15 protein-coding genes are annotated in these 19,557 nt (G+C 60.0%); 12 read left to right on the forward strand and 3 right to left on the reverse strand.

All coding sequences use genetic code 11. From position 1 onward, the window contains the following. Positions 1-711: 711 nt before the first annotated feature. Together ACLIRY_RS06760 and ACLIRY_RS06765 are read left to right on the forward strand one after the other, a co-directional pair. Positions 712-4,143: an MHYT domain-containing protein gene (locus ACLIRY_RS06760; protein ID WP_413204595.1), complete on the forward strand. Its 3,432-nt coding sequence runs from the start codon at positions 712-714 to the stop codon at positions 4,141-4,143. Next, a complete protein-coding gene (locus ACLIRY_RS06765; protein WP_413204596.1) occupies positions 4,140-5,264 on the forward strand; it encodes a two-component system response regulator in 1,125 nt (374 codons plus the stop codon). Before ACLIRY_RS06760 ends, ACLIRY_RS06765 begins: the two co-directional genes overlap by 4 nt. A 50-nt stretch (positions 5,265-5,314) precedes the next feature. On the opposite strand, the gene bluB is transcribed toward ACLIRY_RS06765, so the two are convergent. Next, entirely contained in the window at positions 5,315-5,980 is a 666-nt protein-coding gene (gene bluB / locus ACLIRY_RS06770; RefSeq protein ID WP_413204597.1) for a 5,6-dimethylbenzimidazole synthase, read from the reverse strand. Positions 5,981-6,102: 122 nt separating this feature from the next. Here bluB and trpS point away from each other — a divergent pair, with 122 nt between their 5' ends. The 9 genes from trpS (at position 6,103) to phoU (ending at position 16,762) form a co-directional block, all read left to right on the forward strand. After that, the gene (gene trpS / locus ACLIRY_RS06775; RefSeq protein ID WP_413204598.1) at positions 6,103-7,101 is read left to right on the forward strand and encodes a tryptophan--tRNA ligase; all 999 of its coding nucleotides are present in this window, start codon (positions 6,103-6,105) and stop codon (positions 7,099-7,101) included. A gap of 105 nt (positions 7,102-7,206) precedes the next feature. Next, entirely contained in the window at positions 7,207-8,169 is a 963-nt protein-coding gene (locus ACLIRY_RS06780; RefSeq protein WP_413204599.1) for a DUF2333 family protein, read from the forward strand. 108 nt (positions 8,170-8,277) lie between these two features. Continuing rightward, positions 8,278-9,144, forward strand: coding sequence for a TIGR02186 family protein (locus ACLIRY_RS06785; RefSeq protein WP_413204600.1), 867 nt, complete (start codon positions 8,278-8,280; stop codon positions 9,142-9,144). A 45-nt stretch (positions 9,145-9,189) separates the two neighbouring features. Next, positions 9,190-9,723, forward strand: coding sequence for a universal stress protein (locus ACLIRY_RS06790; RefSeq protein WP_413204601.1), 534 nt, complete (start codon positions 9,190-9,192; stop codon positions 9,721-9,723). Between the two features lie 147 nt (positions 9,724-9,870). Continuing rightward, the gene (locus tag ACLIRY_RS06795) at positions 9,871-10,422 is read left to right on the forward strand and encodes a NifU family protein (protein ID WP_413204602.1); all 552 of its coding nucleotides are present in this window, start codon (positions 9,871-9,873) and stop codon (positions 10,420-10,422) included. A gap of 137 nt (positions 10,423-10,559) precedes the next feature. Next, positions 10,560-11,192, forward strand: a complete 633-nt coding sequence (locus tag ACLIRY_RS06800) for a malonic semialdehyde reductase (RefSeq protein WP_413204603.1) — start codon at positions 10,560-10,562, stop codon at positions 11,190-11,192. A 920-nt stretch (positions 11,193-12,112) separates the two neighbouring features. Beyond that, a complete protein-coding gene (locus ACLIRY_RS06805; RefSeq protein ID WP_413204604.1) occupies positions 12,113-14,374 on the forward strand; it encodes an NADP-dependent malic enzyme in 2,262 nt (753 codons plus the stop codon). Between the two features lie 67 nt (positions 14,375-14,441). Further along, a complete protein-coding gene (locus tag ACLIRY_RS06810) occupies positions 14,442-15,884 on the forward strand; it encodes an ATP-binding protein (RefSeq protein WP_413204605.1) in 1,443 nt (480 codons plus the stop codon). A gap of 122 nt (positions 15,885-16,006) precedes the next feature. After that, complete coding sequence (gene phoU, locus ACLIRY_RS06815; protein WP_413204606.1) at positions 16,007-16,762, forward strand: phosphate signaling complex protein PhoU; 756 nt, start codon at positions 16,007-16,009, stop codon at positions 16,760-16,762. Positions 16,763-16,807: 45 nt separating this feature from the next. Here the strand turns inward: phoU and ACLIRY_RS06820 are convergent, their stop codons facing one another. Together ACLIRY_RS06820 and ppa are read right to left on the reverse strand one after the other, a co-directional pair. Next, positions 16,808-17,338 (reverse strand): O-acetyl-ADP-ribose deacetylase, encoded by a 531-nt coding sequence (locus tag ACLIRY_RS06820; RefSeq protein ID WP_413204607.1) that lies wholly within the window; start codon positions 17,336-17,338, stop codon positions 16,808-16,810. A 487-nt stretch (positions 17,339-17,825) separates the two neighbouring features. Continuing rightward, positions 17,826-18,362, reverse strand: coding sequence for an inorganic diphosphatase (gene ppa / locus ACLIRY_RS06825; protein ID WP_413204608.1), 537 nt, complete (start codon positions 18,360-18,362; stop codon positions 17,826-17,828). A gap of 162 nt (positions 18,363-18,524) precedes the next feature. On the opposite strand from ppa, the gene ACLIRY_RS06830 reads away from it, so the two are divergent. Beyond that, positions 18,525-19,556, forward strand: coding sequence for a glycosyltransferase family 9 protein (locus tag ACLIRY_RS06830; protein WP_413204609.1), 1,032 nt, complete (start codon positions 18,525-18,527; stop codon positions 19,554-19,556). The last annotated feature ends 1 nt before the right edge of the window (position 19,557 follow it).

Consider the following 19,557-nt stretch of genomic DNA (forward strand, 5'->3'; position numbering starts at 1 on the left):
GGCGTGGGTTTAAACCCGCGCCGCTTGGTATTAGCGTCTGCGTGGGAATGACGACCAAGCTCTTGAAATATTGAGAGTCATTTCGGGTTGGGCTCTAGATCAAACTGCCCTAAATCGGAATCGATTTAGGGCGGATAATTTGATCTAAAATCATATGGTTAGAGCATCGCGTGGACCGGAAAACCGGTTCCTACTTTTCCGCTCAATGCTCTATGGCACAGCCGGAAAGGAAGGTGCCAAAAGACCTGATCCGGTCAGCGACGATCTCCGTAAGAAGACTCAGTGATCCTGTTTGAGTGAAAGAATGTGACAGAGTGTTCTCGGGAGTATGTAATTTTTTGGATCAAGTATCAAAATAATGAAACTATACACTATTCTCGTGTGTCCAAAATAGAATATCGGTAGAGAATACAAGTGATTCTTGCATTTTTTGAAAGAAGGCCCTCTCCTTAAGAGGCTCAAGCTGGTATCAGGTTGATGTCTTGGTGAGTGAACGGCTTGGCTCTTTCTCTTTTTCCGGTTGGGTGGACTGATGTGCTTCTAGACAAATTTTTATTTCCTCTACCTAAAGATACTCTGCTCGCGCTTCCTTATGAAGGTGCCTACCAGCCCGGATTGGTGGTCCTGTCGATCTTCCTTGCTCTTGTTGCGGCCTGGGCGGCTTTGACCTCCCTCGGACGGGTTTTGGAATCGGATGGGTCTGATTCACGCATGCGCTTCACCTGGATAGCGTCAGGGGGTGTGAGTCTCGGCCTGGGTGTTTGGGGGATGCATTTTCTGGGCATGATGGCCTTCTCCCTGCCCTGCGTCGTGTCCTACGATCCCTTTGGTACCGTTTTGTCCGTACTGCCGGGTCTGATGGCCAGTGGTGTCGCCCTTTGGGTGGTGTCCAATCGGCAAGGGGATTGGCGGTGGTTGGCCTTCGGCGCGGTCTTGATGGGGGGCGGTATCGGGGTCATGCATTACATGGGGATGGCGGCCATGCACCTTCCCGCAGCCTTGATCTATGACCCGCTGTTGGTGATGCTGTCCGTGGTCATGGCGGTTCTGCTCGCGTTTCTGGCCCTGGTCATTGTGGTTCGATCCAACCGAGGGTCGGCCAGCGTCTTCTGGCGCCGTCTGGGAGCCGGGGTGGTGCTTGGTGGGGCAGTTGCTGCCATGCATTACATTGCCATGGCGGCGGCACTTTTCGTGCCTGAGGGTTCGCCGGAGCTCCAGCCGACTGGGTTGCATCCGGAAATCCTGGTCATGATGATCGCCTTGGGCGTGGTTCTCATCGCCGGAGTGGTGGTTGCTTCTGTTTTCACCTCCCGTCTTTTGGAAACCTCCCGTCGATTGGAGCGGGAAGCGGCGCAACGCAAGGACGCTGAAAAGGCTGCACGTGCGGAACAGGGACGGCTCCAAGCCATTTTCGATACGGTTCTCGAGGCGATTATTCTCATTGGCCGGGATGGGCGGATTCGCCAATGGAGTCCCAGTGCCCAGCGGATTTTCCAATACACGGCAGAGGATGTTCTCGGTTGCAATGTATCGATACTCACCGAGAACATTTCTGCGGCGACTCATGACGGATACATCGAGCGCTACCGAACAACGGGAGAGGCCCGGATCATCGGCATTGGCCGAGAGGTGGTGGGGCGGCGCAAGGACGGATCTTTGGTCCCCCTGGAACTGTCCGTCGCGGAAACGCGCACGGGCGAAGATATTTTTTACACCGGGGTTCTTCGGGATATCACGCAGCGCAAGAAGTTCGAAGCAGAGCTGATCGATGCCCGGCGTCAGGCGGACGCCGCCAATCAGGCCAAGTCGAATTTCCTGGCCAATATGAGCCATGAGGTCCGCACGCCCTTGAACGCAGTCATTGGTATGACCCATCTGCTACGGTCGACGGGTCTGGAGGGACGTCAGGAGGAATATGCCCAACGCATCGAGGCTGCAGGGCGTCATCTTCTGGGCGTCGTCAACGATATTCTGGACTTCTCCAAGGTGGAGGCGGGCAAGCTGGAGATTGAATCCGTGCCCTTCGACCTGGAAGAGGTGCTGCGGAACGTTGCCGCGGTTGTCGCCGAACGGGCAGCCAGCAAGGGCTTGGAATTCCTTTTGGACATTGAACCCACCGTGCCTCTGTCTCTGGTGGGAGACCCCTTGCGGCTCAATCAGATCTTATCGAACTTCGCCAATAACGCCGTGAAATTCACCGAATCCGGTGAAGTGTCCCTTGCGGTGCGTGTGGTTGAGGAGGCGGAGGGGGATGTCCGCCTCCGGTTCTCCGTCCACGACACGGGGATCGGCATGACGAAGGAGCAGAAAGACCGCCTGTTCCAATCCTTCCACCAGGCCGATACGTCCATTACGCGGCGCTATGGGGGAACGGGGTTGGGCTTGGCCATCACCCGTAGTCTGGCAGGGTTGATGGGGGGCGAAGTCGGCGTGGACAGTACGGAGGGGGAAGGGAGTACCTTCTGGTTCGAAGCCCGTTGGCTCTGCGACGGAGAGCGGACCACGGAGCGGCCTTTCCGGTCGACGGCCTTGGGAGAGACCGTGTTGGTCGTCGATGGAAACGACCATGCCCGTGCCATCCTGGCGACCATGCTGACGGAAATGGGCTTTTTGGTGGACCAGGCGGGGTCCTGTCAGGAAGCGCAGGCCGTCTTGGCGAGGGCTGGCGAAAACGGGTTGGTCCATGCCGTTGTCTTCATAGACAGTCGCCTGTTGTCCGGTGTTGATTGTGACGTGGGGGCCGCGATCCGGAAGGCCAGCGGCATGGAAGAGATGCCGGGACTGGTGCTCGTCGCTCCCAGGCCGGGGCCGGACTGTGATCAGATCGCCCAGGACCAGAGGATTGACGCGGTCCTGATCAAGCCGATCACGCCGTCTGCACTCTTCGACGTGGTGATTGATGTGATCAATACCGGTGGAGCAGCTCAACGACCGGGTCGGACCGTCGCCAAAGCGCTACCGGTGACCCCGGACTTGACCGGCTCTCGGATTCTTGTGGCTGAGGACAACGCCATCAACCAAGAACTGATCGTTGACTTGCTTGAGGTCACGGGGGCATCCGTTGTTCTGGCAGGGGATGGCCTCAAGGCTTTGGAGGCCCTGGCCCAGGAAGGACCCTTTGATCTCGTCTTGATGGACATGCAGATGCCCAGGATGGATGGTTTGACGGCGACCCGGGCCTTGCGCGAAGACCCCGCCCACGGGAACCTGCCCGTGGTGGCCATGACCGCCAACGTCCTTCCCGGTGATCGAGAGGAAACTTTGGCCGCAGGCATGGACGACCACCTGGGGAAACCGATCGATATTGAAGCTCTCTATCAGGTGTTGGTCAAATACCTGGGATCCGAGTGTCGCAGGGACCGCCCGGCCCTGCGATCCAAGGGGGACTTGGCGAAGGGGCTGACGCGGGAACCATCAGCGGGATTGGGACTCGAGGACGACGTCCTGTCTTCCTTGCTTCTGGGGGTTCCCGGTCTGTCTGCGAGGGAAGGACTCGCCCGGGTGGGGGGGCGGCTGGAGCGTTATCTGGGACTTCTGCGCCGTTTCGTCGATGGGTGGTCGACTCTGGAACGGGCGCTGATGGCGCCCGTGGACGGGGAGGGACATGCCACCGTAGAGCGGGCGGCCCATACCTTGAAGGGCCTGGCTGGCACCCTGGGCGCTCTCGTTCTCGCCCAAGCGGCGGCAGAGGTGGAGTCCCTGACTCGCCGTGATGCCGATGGAGACGCCCTTTCCAAGGCCGCAGTGGATCTGGCGGCGGAAGGGCGGGTGCTGGCCGAAGCCCTTGCTGTTGCCCTGGCCGCCCAGCAAGCCCTGGGCCAGGATGGATCTTCGTCGACGGGGACCACGACCTCGGGATCCCCACAAGGGGGATCCATCGCTTTGGAACCGCTGGAGGAGGCTCCCAAAGTACTGGCTCGCCTCGCCGCCCTCTTGGAAGAGGACGATTCAGAGGCAATGGATGTCCTGAAGGGGCATCGGGCCCTTTTCGATAGAGCCCTGGGACCGACTGGCGCGAAGGCACTGGCTGATCTGATCATGGATTTCGAGTTCGAGGAGGCCCTCGTGATTTTGCAACGCTATGCCACAGAGGGCTCTGAGGGTGATGGGGATATGGACACAAGGGAAAGGACGTCCGGATGATGCAAGGAAACAAACCGGCTGCCACCATTCTGGTCGTGGACGATACACCCGAGAATCTGTCCCTGATGAGCGATCTGTTGCGGGATACCTATCGTGTCAAAGTGGCCACGGGGGGCGAAAAGGCGCTTCGCATCGCCCGCGCAGCAGAACCGCCGGATTTGATCTTGCTCGATGTGATGATGCCGGGGATGGACGGTTACGAGGTCTGTCGCCAGCTCAAGGCAGATCGGTCGACAGCGGCTATTCCCGTGATCTTCTTGACCGCCCGCTCTGACCCCGAGGATGAGCGCAAGGGCTTGGACCTGGGCGCGGTGGACTACATCACCAAGCCCATCAGCCCCGCTTTGGTGATGGCCCGCGTGCGCAATCACCTGTCCCTGAAAAGCCACACGGATTTTCTGAAGGACAAGGCGGTCTGGTTGGAACGCGAGGTGCGGAACCGAACCCGGGATATCTCCCGCATGAAGGAAGTGACGATCGTTGCCATGGCAACGCTTGCGGAGACTCGGGACAACGAAACGGGCAATCACATTCGCCGGACCCAGAACTACGTGAAGGCCTTGGCCGAGGATCTGGCGCCTTTGCCAGCCTTTTCCAAAGAGTTGACCCCATCCAATATCGACCTTCTGTTCAAGTCGGCGCCCCTGCATGATATTGGCAAAGTGGGGATCCCTGACGCCATTCTGCTGAAACCGGGACGGCTGACGGCCGAAGAATTCACCATCATGAAGACCCATGCGGCCCTGGGTGCCGAAGCCATTCGGGAAGCGGAAACCATGCTGGATTCCGCTGAACCGTCCTTCCTGCGCTACGCCCGGGAAATTGCCGAGTACCACCATGAAAAATGGGATGGGAGCGGCTATCCCCATGGTCTCGCGGGGGAGGAGATCCCCCTGTCGGGCCGTCTGATGGCCCTGGCCGATGTCTATGATGCCCTGATTTCCAAGCGTTGTTACAAGCCCGCCTGGACCCATGAACAGGCCGTGGACATGATCCGCGAGGGTCGGGGGACTCATTTTGACCCGCGTATCGTCGATGTGTTCCTTGGGATGTCGGAACGCTTCCGGGATATCGCCACCCGGTTCCGCGATGATGTGGCCCAAGGCACTGTCGACGCCTGAGGCTTAGAGCATCGAGCGGAAAAGTAGGAACCGGTTTTCCGATCCCTCTTTTACCGTTCGACCGTTTCCACTTTGCCCCGGCGGGCTTGCCAGCCTAGGCGTTCCAGTTCTGGGACTTCGGTGTTGTCCCGGGGCCAGCCGATGCACAGGTAGGCCACGAAGGTCCAATCTGGGGGTGTCTCCAGGATCCGGGCGACTTCTCTGGGATTCAGAATGGAGACCCAACCGACCCCGACACCCTTGGCTCGGGCGGCGAGCCAGAGGGTATGGATGGCCATGACCACGGAATAGCGCCGGGTTTCCGGCATGGTGTCCTGACCCAGGCCGTGGCCCTGGTCTGTCCCTTCGTCGCAGAAGACGGCGAGGTGGAGCGGTGAGGCCCGCAGGCCTTCCAGCTTCAGACGGGCGTAGAGGTCCTGGCGACCCGGATCCTGATTGGCTAAGGCCTGGGCGTTACAGCGCTCGAAATCGGCGATGATACGGGCACGGGTGTCCTCGGTATTTACCTGTATGAAGCGCCAGGGTTGGCTGTTGCCCACACTGGGGGCCAAATCCGCCATGGTCAGGAGATGTTCGGCCAATCCATGGGGCAGGGAGTCGGTCCGGAAATGCCGGACGTCCCGTCGCCAGCGGAACAGAGTCTCCAAACCGCCCTGGAAGGCACTGTCGAAGGTGGGCGTTTGGCTGTGGGTCTCGGGGTCGCGGGGTTCGGTCATGACGCCACTTTATCTCTCGTTGGATGCGGAAGCCAGACCCGTGGATCCCGATGGGGTACTTGACCGGACTCGGGGAATGGTCTACCCCGCGCCCATCCGTCTTACGCTGCGAGGATTCCTCCATGAACCGCATTTTTTCGGGCATTCAGCCCACCGGTAACCTGCATCTGGGCAATTATCTGGGCGCCATCCGCAACTGGGTGAGCCTGCAGGGTGACTATGAATGCATCTTCTGCATGGTGGACCTCCACGCGATTACCGTTTGGCAGGACCCCGCAGAATTGCGCCGCTGCACTCGGGAGGTGACTGCAGGTCTGCTCGCCGCAGGCATCGACCCCAAGAAGAACGTCGTTTTCAACCAATCCACCGTCCCCGCCCATGCCCAGTTGGCCTGGGTGTTCAATTGCGTGGCGCGCATGGGCTGGCTGAACCGGATGACCCAGTTCAAGGAAAAGGCCGGTAAGAACAAGGAAAATGCCTCGGTCGGGTTGTTTGCCTATCCCGATCTGATGGCCGCAGACATCTTGGCCTATAAGGCCACCCACGTTCCCGTGGGCGAGGACCAGAAGCAGCATCTGGAACTGACCCGGGACATTGCTCAGAAGTTCAACAACGATTACGGCGTGGAGTTCTTTCCCATCACCGAACCCCTGATCCTGGGCGAGGCCACCCGGGTGATGTCCCTGCGTGATGGGGCGAAAAAGATGAGCAAGTCCGATGCCTCGGACTATGCGCGCATCAACATGACCGACGACGCAGATGCCATCGCCCAGAAGCTGCGCAAGGCCAAGACCGACCCCGAACCCCTGCCCGAAACGGTTGACGGGCTGGAGGGCAGACCCGAGGCGGCCAATCTGATCGGCATTTACGCCGCCCTGTCTGACAAGACCAAGGCTCAGGTGCTGGCCGAAGTGGGGGGCAAGCCCTTCAGCGACTTCAAGAAAGACCTGACCGAACTGGCCGTGTCCGTGCTGACGCCGATCAACGGTGAAATGGCCCGGCTCATGGCCGACCCGGGCAGTGTTGATGCCGTGCTGCGCGAGGGTGCGGAGAGAGCTGCAGCCATCGCAGAGCCGATCCTCAAGGATGTCTATGAAATTGTCGGTTTCTTGAAGCCGTAAAGCCTTTGGGGTTTCACCGGCCCATCTGACACCTTACTTTAGACCCCAGGGCCGCTCCCAAGGGGCGCGGCCCTTTATTCTATCGGGCTAAGGAAAGAGGCAGCTATGAAACGGTTACTGGGGTCCGTGATGGACAAGGTTGGCGCCATGGTGGACCGGGTGCTGACCGGCGGGGTCCTGTTGAAAATCGCCGCCGTTTTCCTGGTGCTGATCATTCTTTACTATCCCATTGGCATGGTCATCTCCAACAAAGTGGATGATGACATCGCCTATGAACCGCCTCGGACCGAAGGGGGCTCTGCCTCCGTGGATATGGCCGCTGGCTTGATCCAACGGGAGGTGGAGGTGAACGGTTGGGTGGCCAACAACCCCTTCTTCTTCCCCTCCGGCGCCCTGGACAACATGCCCGAATTCCAGATGGGCATTCTCTACGCCCTGTCGCGCTATGCCTTGGAAATGAGTGACCAGATCGGGCGCACCCGGGGATCCAGCCAGGTGGACAAGGATTTGGATCTGGCGGCGGGGCGTCTGAAGCTGCCCGGTACGGTTTGGTACATTGATTTCTCCACTTCCTTCTGGCCCCAGTCCACCTCCGAAGACCAGTACATGGCCGCCAGACGGGCCTTGCTCGCCTATAACACCCGTCTGGCCAAGGGGGATGCGGTGTTCGAGGCGCGGGCCGATAACCTGCAGGCCAGCCTGGACCGGTTCGCCAAGGACCTGGGCTCGGCGAGCGCCCTGTTGGACCGGCAAATCCGCGACGGTGGTTTCTTTACGTTCAAGGATGATAATGTCTTTTACGCGACCAAAGGGCGCTTGTACGGCTACGCCATGATCTTGAAGGCCATGGGAGAGGACTTTGCCAATGTGATTGCTGAACGGCAGTTGGACTCGGCCTGGGCTCAGATGGTCCAATCTTTGGAGCAGGCAGCCGAAATGGATCCCTTGGTGGTGTTTAATGGGACCCCTGGTGGACTATTCCCGCCCAGCCACTTGGCAGACCAGGGTTTTTACCTGTTGCGGTCCCGCACCCAGATGAACGAAGTGATCGCCATTCTTCAGAAATAACGGATCGGTGGGCTTCCTCGGGCTTGACCTGTCAGGCCCCCCTGCCCTTTCATGTTCATGGCTGTGGGGCGCGATCGCGGCGCTTGATCCAAAGGGAGGCGGCAAGCCATGGCCGACGAGGTCTTGGGACGCAGAGGGTGGGGGTCCAAAAGCTGGGGACGAAAAGTCGCGGGCTTGATCCGCCTGACAGGCCGCTTCCGCAAGCGGGCTGCGGCGGTGGCCGCGTTGCTGTCCTGTGTCTTTGTTGCCTTGGCCGCCCATGCCCAGGTCCAGCCATTGGTGGCGGACCTGTCCAAGCATCTTGTTGCCATCACCACCGCTTTCACCGGTACCGATGTGTTGCTTTTCGGGGCCACGGATGGTCCCGGGGACGTGGTGATGGTGGTGCGCGGGCCCTCCCGGTCCGAGGTGGTGCGCCGCAAGGACCACATGGGCGTCATCTGGGTGAACAAGGAAAGCGTTACCTTCGATGACGTCCCGACCTTCTACCGGGTGGCATCCAACCGTCCGATGAAGGATTTTGCCCGGCCTGAGGTATTGGCCCGCCATCAGATTGGTGTAGAGCGGCTGAGCCTGCCCATTCGGGATGAGTACCTGTACGATGACGAGACCCAGCGCGAATTCCGGGACGGATTTCTGCGTTTGAAGCGCAAGGCGGGGCTTTATGGCGCTGGTGGGGATAGCCCGGTGGGGCTGGAAGACGCACGGATTGCCATGCTGGACAATCGGCTGTTCCGGGTGAATCTGTATTTCCCAGCCAACGTGCCGGTTGGCAGCTACATCGTGGAAGTCTATCTGTTCCGCGATGGTGAGGTGGTGAGTGCAGAAATCACCCCGCTGGTGATCAGCAAGATCGGTGTCGGTGCGGAGATCTACGATTTCGCCCATGAGCAGGCCATCATCTATGGCGTTTTGGCGGTGATCCTGGCGGTGGTGTCGGGATGGCTGGCTGGGGTTGCGTTCCGGAAGTCCTGATTGCCTTCCGGGGTGTTGTCTTTGATCAAACCAAATGGGGTGCCCATGGGTGAAGATGAACGCGAGATCGGGCTGGACAAGGCCTCTTCCGAGGGGGACTGGGGTCGGGGGTCAGATCGCCACCGGACCTTCCTGGTTGTCGTCGACGATACGGAGGAAATGGCTGCGGCCCTGGCCTTTGCCTGCCGCCGCGCCCGGGCCACCGATGGTCGAGTCGCCCTGTTGCGCGTGATCGAACCCCAGGGCTCCCAGGTCTTTGCCTTTATCGACAAACTCATGAGCAGTGAAGCCTGGGAAGAGGCCGAACAACTGCTTCAGCGCATGGCGGCGGAGGTCAATCGGCACTCCGGCCACATGCCAATGCTCTACGTGCGGGAAGGAAAGCCCGTCGACGAGCTTCTGGCGCTTGTGGGAGAAGAACCGACGATCTCCATTCTTGTCCTGGCTGCGGGCAAGGGGAAGGACGGCCCTGGTCCCTTGGTCTCCGCCTGTGGTGCGGGCCTGACGAATAAATTACGGGTTCCCGTGACCATTGTGCCAGCCGGTATGACCGAAGAGGACATCCGGCGATTGGCATGAGACCAGTGTCACTCTGGTTCCATAAAGTTTAGAGTGTCTTGGAGAGGCTGGAAATCCGACTAATTTGGTTCTATATAAATTCAAAGGACCTCTTTTTTCGGAATTCACTGGGGTCCCGTTGACACGCCACCCTCCCCGGAGACCTCCATGTTCATTCAGACCGAACAAACACCCAACCCCGCAAGCCTCAAGTTTCTGCCCGGCAAGACTGTTTTGCCCGGCGGTGCCCGGGACTTTTCGAGCGCAACTGCGGCCCAGGCCTCGCCCCTTGCCACCCGCATCTTTGCGGTCGAAGGGGTGGCCGGAGTCTATCTGGGGGCGGACTTCGTGACCGTGTCAAAGGCCGATGGTCAGGATTGGTCAGTGATCAAACCCCAGGTTCTGGCGGCGATCATGGAGCATTTCACCTCCGGTGATGCGGTCTTGAAGGCCGGAGACGCCCACGAAGGCGGTGCGGTCGAGGGAGACAGCGAGGTTGTCCGCCAGATCAAGGAAATTCTGGAAACCCGGGTGCGCCCGGCGGTGGCTCAGGATGGCGGCGACATCATGTTCAACGACTTCAAGGATGGGGTTGTCTACCTGAACATGCGCGGATCCTGTGCCGGTTGCCCCAGTTCCACGGCAACCCTGAAACAGGGGATCGAAACCATGATGCGCCACTATATTCCCGAAGTTCAGTCGGTTCAGGCCGTCCAGTAGGGCGTATGCCCCAGGCGGGGACCGTGTCATTGTCCCCGTTTTGGAAACAGTGTGTTGACGCGGGACCGGTCGCCATGGACCGGTCCCGCTGTCCATATGGGGCTATTGATCTCCCTATCCTTTCCACGGAGTTTGCCATGACCACCGATCCCCTTGCCCAGTCCGTCGAACCACCTCGCCATGGGGAGGCTCTTGATAAGGCGGCCTTGGAGCAGTTGTTCCTGTCCGCTCGCAGCTACCCGGCCTGGACCGACAAGCCCGTTGAACCGGTGGTTTTGGAGCGGCTGTACAATATTCTCCGCTGGGGGCCGACCAGCATGAATTGTAGCCCGGCCCGCTTCATCTTCGTGACGTCGCCCGAGGCCAAGGACCGTTTGCTCCCCTGCTTGATGCCGGGCAACGTGGACAAGACCAAGGCCGCTCCGGTCACGGTCATCGTGGCCCATGACACGCGCTTTCACGATCACTTTCCCAAGCTTTGGTCCGTTTCCGATCCGCGCGGAATGTACGAGTCCAATGAAGCCCTGCGTGAGATGACGGCCTTGAAAAACGGGACCTTGCAAGGCGCCTATTTGATCCTGGCGGCCCGCGCCCTGGGTCTGGATTGCGGTCCGATGGCCGGTTTCGACGCCGCGAAGGTCGACAAGGCGTTCCTTGAGGGCGGCACCTGGACCGCCAATTTCCTGGTGAATATCGGATATGGTGCCGAGGAAGGCCTGTTCCCCCGGGGACCGCGCCTGCCCTTCGAAGACGTGTGCCAGGTGGTGTAGTTTTGCCTTAGAGTGAAATGGGATCAGCTTGAGTCAAACTGGCCCAGTTTCACTCTGATTCTATAAGTTTTAGAGTCTCTTCGAGGCCAAGTTTGGTCGCAAAGCGACCCAACTCGATCTCGGAATACTCTAGAGCCCAACCCGAAATGACTCTCATTATTTCAACCACTTGGTCGTCATTCCCGCGCACGCGGGAATCCAGGGTGGGAGCAGGCAAGGGAAGCAAATCCCGCGACGCCAGTGCATTTGACAGCGGCACCGAAATCAACCCTGGATGCCCGTTTTCACGGGCATGACGGAAACCTTTAATTTCACGGCATGACTTTTGGTTTGGGCTCTTAGAGCATCGAGCGGAAAAGTGGGGACCGCAGGGAACGCGGAGCGGACAACCGGTTTTCCGGTCCACGCGATGCTCTAACCATATGATTTTAGATCAAATTATCCGCCCTAAATCGATTCCGATTTAGGGCGGTTTGATCTAATGGTGTGACCGGGGACCTGCCGCGTCTCCGGTTTATCCTGAAAACAAGGGGGCTGCGCCCGGCGTTTGAGGGCGGGGGAAAATCAGACAAGCCGGTTCACCCGATTGCCCTGGATCGGGTTTTTTTGGTCTATGCGGTGGGGCTGCCCTGGGGCACACTGTTCCCTAACACGGCGCGAGTCCCCGGATTTCCCCCATGGCCCAGATTTCCACCATGGACGATTCCCGGAGCGGGAGCGCGGGGACGAGAGTTCGACGACCATCGCCGATCGGTACCAAACGATCGACTTCAATCGCCAGCCGGATGCCCCTTTCGGTTCCTGCCTTGTGGTGGGAGCGTCTCGAGTCGCGTCGAAAAACAAGGCCGTCCCGCTGGTTCCCAATCATGGACCGGAGAGGACTGGTCCCCACCAGGAAACTTTCAGGATACCCGCCCAAGATGTCCGACGACACGAAACGCAATTTCGAACGCGAAGCGCTTCTGTTCCACACCACCGGTCGCCCCGGCAAGATTGAAATCGCCCCAACCAAGCCGTTGAACACCCAGCGGGACCTGTCTTTGGCCTATTCGCCGGGCGTGGCTGCTCCCTGTCTGGAAATCCAGCGCGATCCCGCCACCGCATACGATTATACCGCCAAGGGGAATTTGGTGGCGATCATCTCCAATGGCACCGCAGTCTTGGGCCTGGGGGATCTGGGCGCGTTGGCAAGCAAACCGGTGATGGAGGGCAAGGCGGTTCTATTCAAGAAATTCGCCGACGTCGACGGCATCGACCTGGAGGTCGACACCCGGGACGTGGAGGAATTCATCAACGCTGTCCGCTATCTGGGTCCCAGCTTTGGCGGGATCAATCTGGAGGACATCAAGGCGCCGGAATGCTTCATCATCGAACAGCGCTTGCGTGAGTTGATGGATATTCCCGTGTTCCATGACGACCAGCATGGTACGGCCATCATTGCCGCCGCGGGTCTGGTGAACGCCCTGGAGTTGTCGAACCGGACCATTGACGAGATCCGCATTGTGGTCAACGGTGCCGGTGCCGCAGCCATCGCTTGTGTTGAGCTGGTCAAGGCCATGGGCGTTCCCCATAACAACGTGACCATGTGTGACACCAAGGGGGTCATCCACAAGGGTCGCACAGACCTGAACCAGTGGAAATCGGCCCATGCCGTCGAGTCCGAAGCCCGGACTCTGGCAGAGGCCATGGATGGGGCCAATGTGTTTTTCGGCTTGTCCAAAAAGGGCACGGTGACGCCGGAGATGGTCGCCTCCATGGCCGATCAGCCTATCATTTTCGCCATGGCCAACCCCGATCCGGAAATTACACCGGAAGAGGTGAGGAGCGTGCGCAAGGACGCCATCATGGCGACGGGCCGCTCCGATTACCCCAACCAGATCAACAATGTCTTGGGTTTTCCCTATATCTTCCGTGGCGCGCTCGACGTGCGGGCTCGGACCATCAATGAGGACATGAAGATTGCCGCTGCCAAGGCCATCGCCGCGCTCGCCCGGGAGGATGTGCCCGACGAGGTGGCGGCGGCCTATTCGGGGCGGCGCCTGCGCTATGGCCCGGAATACATCATTCCCGTGCCCTTCGATCCTCGGTTGATCGCCGCCATTCCTCCGGCCGTGGCGGAAGCCGCCATGGCCTCTGGGGTGGCCCAAAAGCCGATCATTGACATGGATGGCTATCGACGGGAGCTGTCCGCTCGCTTGGACCCCACGGCGGCGAGCCTGCAAGCCCTGGCCCGCGAAGCGGCGAGCAATCCCAAGCGGGTGGTCTTCGCCGAGGGCGAGGAAGAGAAGATGATCCGCGCTGCCGTATCCTACCGCAATGCTGGGTACGGCACGCCCTTGCTGGTAGGCCGCGAAGAAAAGATCAAGGAAACCATGAAGTCCTTGGGTTTGACGGGTCTGGAGGGCATGGAAATCCACAATGCCCGCCTATCCTATCACACCAAGCATTATACCGACTTCCTGTACCGGCGCCTGCGGCGGCAGGGCTATTTGTATCGGGACGTCCAGCGGATGGTGAACCAGGATCGCAATATTTTTGCCTCCTGCATGGTGGCACTGGAAGACGCGGACGCCATGGTTACGGGCACGACTCGCCATTTCCACACCTGCCTGAACGATATCACCAAGGCCGTCGACACCAATCCTGGAGAACGGGTTTTCTCGGTTTCGCTGATGGTTGCCCGGGGTCGGACGGTTTTCATTGCCGACACCAATGTCCATGAAGCGCCGAGTGCAGAGATCCTGGCCGATATCGCCGTGCAGACCGCCGCGCTGGCCCGCCGTATGGGGCATGAGCCTCGGGTCGCTTTGTTGTCCTATTCCACCTTCGGCGCGCCCCAGGGCCGAACGCCAGATAAACCCCGTCAAGCGGTCTCGATCCTGGAAGAGCGGAACGTGGAGTTCGAATTCGACGGCGAGATTGGCGCCCATGTGGCCCTGGACCCGAACCTGTTGAAATTGTATCCGTTCTGTCGCTTGTCTGGACCGGCGAACGTGTTGATCATGCCGGGACTGCATTCGGCCAATATTTCTTCGAAGCTGATGCAGAAACTTGGCGGGGCGACGATGATTGGTCCGGTGATGATGGGTTTGTCCCGCCCCTGCCAGATTGTTCAAATGGACGCCACGGTCTCCGATATCGTGCATATGGCCACCCTCGCTGCAGTGGAGGCCGGGCGGTAGCGGAGTCCTTTGGTCGCGATTGGCCGGGTCCAATTTTTTGGATCCGGCCCATAGGAAAGGACCCCCCATGGACCGCCAGACTCCCAGCCTTGGCCGCCTGATTGGCGTGTCAGCCCTGGTCTGTTCACCCGCAACGGGGATTCTGTTGGCCCTGGTTCTGACGGGGGAAGCCAATCCGGCCACGGCTCTGCCGGCCATCGGGGCGATTATCGGTCTGACGGCTCTGTTGATCCGGTCGTTCCTGGGGGATTTGTCCCTGGTCATTCTGCGGATGCGGATCATGACCAGCGAATCCATTGAGGCGGACCGGATGGAAGAGGGGGGCCCCCTTCCCCGCCTGGATGTGGCCCAGCGGATTCTGACTGCGGCCAATGCCCTGGACCGGACTTGGCGCAAGCGACACAAGGTCCTGCGAGATCAAGTGTGGTCGGATGGCCAGGTGCTCAACAATCTGCCCGATCCCTTGCTGATGATCGGTACCGATGCCATCGTCACACGGGCCAACGAAGCCGCTCGTGTTCTGTTCAACAGGGAACCCGCAGGACAGGAAATCACCAGTTTCCTGCGGGACCCCAATGTTCTGGATACCATCGAATCGGTTCTGACCACCGAGGAATCGCGGCAGGCTACCTGGATTATGCCGGGTACCGTGGAGCGGGAATTCGAAGTGCGGGCCACCCGTTTGCCCACCAAAGGGGTGGATGGTTCCTTGGCGCTTTTGACCCTTCACGACATCACCGCCCTGCGTCGGTTGGAGCAGATGCGCGCCGATTTTGTGGCCAATGCCAGCCATGAATTGCGGACCCCGCTGTCCAGTCTGATCGGTTTCACCGAGACCCTGGCGGGAAGTGCCAAGGATGATCCCGAGGCGCGGGAGGCTTTTTTGGCGATCATGCTGGAACAGGCCCAGCGCATGCAGCGCCTGATTGAGGACCTGCTCTCCCTATCCCGAATCGAGATGGAGGAGCATAGTCCCCCCAATGACCCTGTGGAGGTGGTCCGTGTTCTGGAAAGCGTGCGCAAGTTCCTGGATATCAAGGCACGGGACAAATCCATGGAGATCCGAATCGAGTCGGATGCCGCCCTCCCCCCGGCCATTGGCGATGGGGACCAACTGTCGCAGATCTTTCAGAACCTGATGGACAACGCCATCAAATACGGACGCCCTGGAACGCCGGTAATGGTCGGCGTCGCCCTGTGCGACCGAGGTCCGCCGGCCATGCCTGCGGCCTTGCGCGCGCCCTGCCTCAAGGTCAGCGTCCGTGATCAGGGCGAGGGCATTGGCAAGGAACACTTGCCTCGCCTGACCGAGCGGTTCTATCGGGTGGACAAAGCGCGCTCCCGGGCCATGGGGGGGACGGGTCTGGGTCTGGCCATCGTAAAACATGTGGTGGCGCGTCACCGTGGGGCCCTGACCATTGAAAGCAAGCAGGGCGAGGGCACGACGATCAGTGTCTTTCTTCCCTTGCATGGGGCGAAACGGATGGGGGCGGTCAACGCCGCAGAGTAGGGAGGGCAAGAGGTTTCTTTTTCCGCAAATTGCTCTCACTCTCGGGTCTATTTTGCGTCAAGGCCGTTTCAATGATATGAACAGGTTTGCTGTTCTCTCCCATTGAAACGAGTGCCGCCGTTATGACTGCGACCCGCCCGCCGTTCCACACCGTGAGTTCCTATGACGATGAACTGCGGGGTCTGGATTCCCTGATTCAGCAGATGGGCGGTCTGGCCATTTCCCAGACCCGCGACGCCATCCAGGGAATCGTCAACCAGTCCGATGAAAGCGATGCGCTGATCAAGGAAAGGGAAGAGCGAATCAACGCGCTGGAACACCAGGTCAATGAGCAGGTGGTGCGCCTTTTGGCCCTGCGCCAACCCGTGGCCAATGACCTGCGAACCGTGGTAACCGCCTTAAAGGCGTCCTCCATGCTGGAGCGGGTGGGCGATTATGCCGCCAATGCGGCCCGCCGGGGCGAAACCATGGCCGATAGTTCCATGGTGCCGGTGAAAAGCCCGGTAACACGTATGGGCGAGTTGGTGATCGCCATGCTCGACGATGCGCTGCGGGCCTTTCAGGACCGGGATCCCGAATTGGCAATCCAGGTGCGGGAACGGGATACGGAAGTGGATGCTCTCCATTCCAGCCTGTTTCGGGAACTTCTGACCTATATGTTGGAAGACCCCCGGAACATTTCGGTCTGTTCCCAACTGATGTTCATCTCCAAGAACCTGGAACGGGTGGGGGATCAGGCCACCAATATTGCCGAAGCCGCCTATTATCGGGCAACGGGGAAAGACCTGGATATGGATCGTCCCAAGGACGACACCACATCCAGCGCCGTTGCGGTTTCAGATCAAGATATGGTTGTTGAGCCCCGATTTCAGGATTGATCGTTCCGTTGAGGTATAGACTGTTTCCTCGAAAGGGATCCCCCCTCACCACGCTGTGTTGACTTCGGTTCTGAGCAAGTGCTCAGACGCTTCGGAAAAGCAGACGAAGATCACACGGGCGGGATAGGGGGTTGTGCGGAGAACACGCGTGACTTCCCGCACGGCGACGGTGGCGGCGCGATCGGGCGGAAAGCTATAGACGCCCGTCGAGATCGCAGGAAAGGCAATCGTTTCGAGGGATAACTGCGCCGCCTCCTCCAGGCACCGCCGGTAGCAGGAGGCGAGCAGGCGGTCAGCTTCGCTGGGTGCATGATGGTCCCAGACAGGGCCGACGGTATGGATCACATAACGGGCAGGCAGGCCATACCCTCGGGTGACTTCGGCATCCCCCGTTTCGCAGCCGTTGAGCCGCTTGCACTCCTCAAGCAACTCTGGACCGGCAGCCCTGTGGATGGCTCCATCGACGCCCCCACCCCCCAGCAGGCTGGAATTGGCTGCGTTGACAATGGCATCAACGGCCAAGGTGGTGATGTCCCCAAGAATCACCTCCAGGCGGTCTCGAATATCTTCGGACATGGTGTGCATCTCCCCCAGATTCTCTATCTGTCATGGAACAAGATAGACGTCTTGGCGGAAAACGCAAAACGCGCGCGGTCCTGAATACCGCGCGCGTTCTCAAGTGGCGTGGGATGCGAAGGGTTAGAGCATCGAGCGGAAAAGTGGGGACCGAAGGGAACGCGGAGCGGACAACCGGTTTTCCGGCACTGTACACGACAGCTGGTCCTTTCCCGTCACGGGGCTTTGCCCCGTTCCCCACTGGGGCCGAAAGGCCCCAGACCCCGGGCAGTTGCTGGCCGAAAGGCCCCAGACCCCAGGTTGTTATTTTCAAAAGAAAAAGAGGGGTTTGGGGGCATCGCCCCCAAATGGGCTTGGGCACTCGCCCAAAAAACACGAGACACAGTCGTGTCCTGTGGGGAGCCGGTCCAAGCGATGCTTTAACCATATGAGCCTAGATCAAATGATCCCCCCTAAATCGGTTTCGATTTAGGGGGGGGGGGGTGATCTAGGCTTTCGCCTTCTTCTCTGCTTCAATACCGGCTTGGATCACCTTCCACGCATCTTCGGGGCCACCCCAGCCGAGGATCTTGACCCACTTGCCCTCTTCCAAGTCCTTGTAGTGGGCAAAGAAGTGCTCGATGCGTTGCAGCTCGACGGGACGGACGTCCTTGTAGCTGTTTACGTTGTCGTGGTAGGGGTGCAGTTTGGAATGGGGAACGCCCAGGACCTTTTCGTCCTTACCGGCCTCGTCTTCCATGTACAGCACGCCGATGGGGCGGGTCCGCAGCACGGAGCCAACGGCCACGGGGATACGACCGATCACCACCACATCTACCGCGTCACCGTCCTCGGACAGGGTGTGGGGAATGAAGCCATAGTTGCTGGGGTAATGCATGGCGGTGTGCAGGAAACGGTCGACGTACATGGCCCCGGATTCTTTATCCACCTCGTACTTGACCGGATCCGCGCGCATCGGAATCTCGATGATGACGTTGACGTCCTCCGGCGGGTTCTTGCCGACGGGGATCTTCTTGATGTCCATGAAACCTGTTTCCTCTCTCGATAGACGAAATCGCCGTCTCCCCCAGGGCGGCGGCGGGCGCACAGTATCTGTTTTGCAGGTGCGGGAAAAGCCCGAGTCCGTACTTTACGGGGGGAAGCGACCTGCTATTGTCCGATTGTTGCTGTATGGAAGGTTTTTCCCGTGCCCTCTCCCCCCTTTTCCCCACCCGAATCCATTCTTGTCCATGTGGGGCTGGACCTCGTTGGCGATGGCTTGTTGAAGCTGCCCTTTGTCAATGGCCTGCGGCTGGCCTTCCCCGAGGCCCGGATTACGTGGCTTGCCGGGACGGGGCCGACGGTTTTCGATGGGGCGCTGAAAGCCCAGGTCGAGGGAAAAATCGACGAGGTCATCCAGACCACTGGGTTGACCAAATCCTGGAAACGGATCCTCGGTCACCCCTTGCGCGGCACGGCGGGGGCGGGGCGGTCCTGGGATCTGGTGATTGACACCCAGACCTCCACCCGCCCGGCCCTGATCCTCTGGCGGGTGCCGCACCGGCTCTATCTTTCCAGTGCCCTGAGTTACCGGCTTTGTTTCGAGCGGCCCCCCGCCGAGTACCATCGTCCGGCCCATATGACCCGGCGCCTGTTGGATCTGCTGTGGTTGGCAACGGGGAAGACCCGGACCTTCCCCATGGCCTACGACCTGATTCCCGCCCCGGGTGACCGGGAGGAGGCCGCGCGGCTGCTTCCCAACGACGGTACGGAGACCGCGCCCTGGGTGGCGCTTTGTCCCGGGGCCGGAGGGCGTTGGAAATGCTGGCCTCTGGAGTGTTTTATCGGGCTGGCGCGCCAGCTGACGGATCGGGGGGCCCGACCGGTGTTCCTGCTCGGGCCGGATGAGACCGAATGGCGCGAGCCCCTGGCGAAGGCCCTATCCCCCGCCCGCTTCCCCTTGCAGGAGGCCGGTTGGGGATCCCTGACCCTGTCGGCTGCAGTGATGGGCCAATGCGCGGCGGTGGTTTGCAACGACGCGGGGGTGGGGCATATCGCCGCAGGCTCTGGGGCCCCGTTGATCAGCCTGTTTGGCCCCACGGCACCAGAGAAATTCGCCCCCTGCACAGACAAAGGCACCATCCTGCGTGCCCAGGACTGGGGGGGGCCGGAGATGGAGCGGATTCCCGTGGAAGCTGTCGTGGAGGCCGTGTGGGCCGCCCTGCCCTCTCCTCTGTGAC

The sequence above is a fragment of the Rhodospirillum sp. A1_3_36 genome, assembly GCF_047263945.1.
Classification (GTDB): Bacteria; Pseudomonadota; Alphaproteobacteria; order Rhodospirillales; family Rhodospirillaceae; genus Rhodospirillum.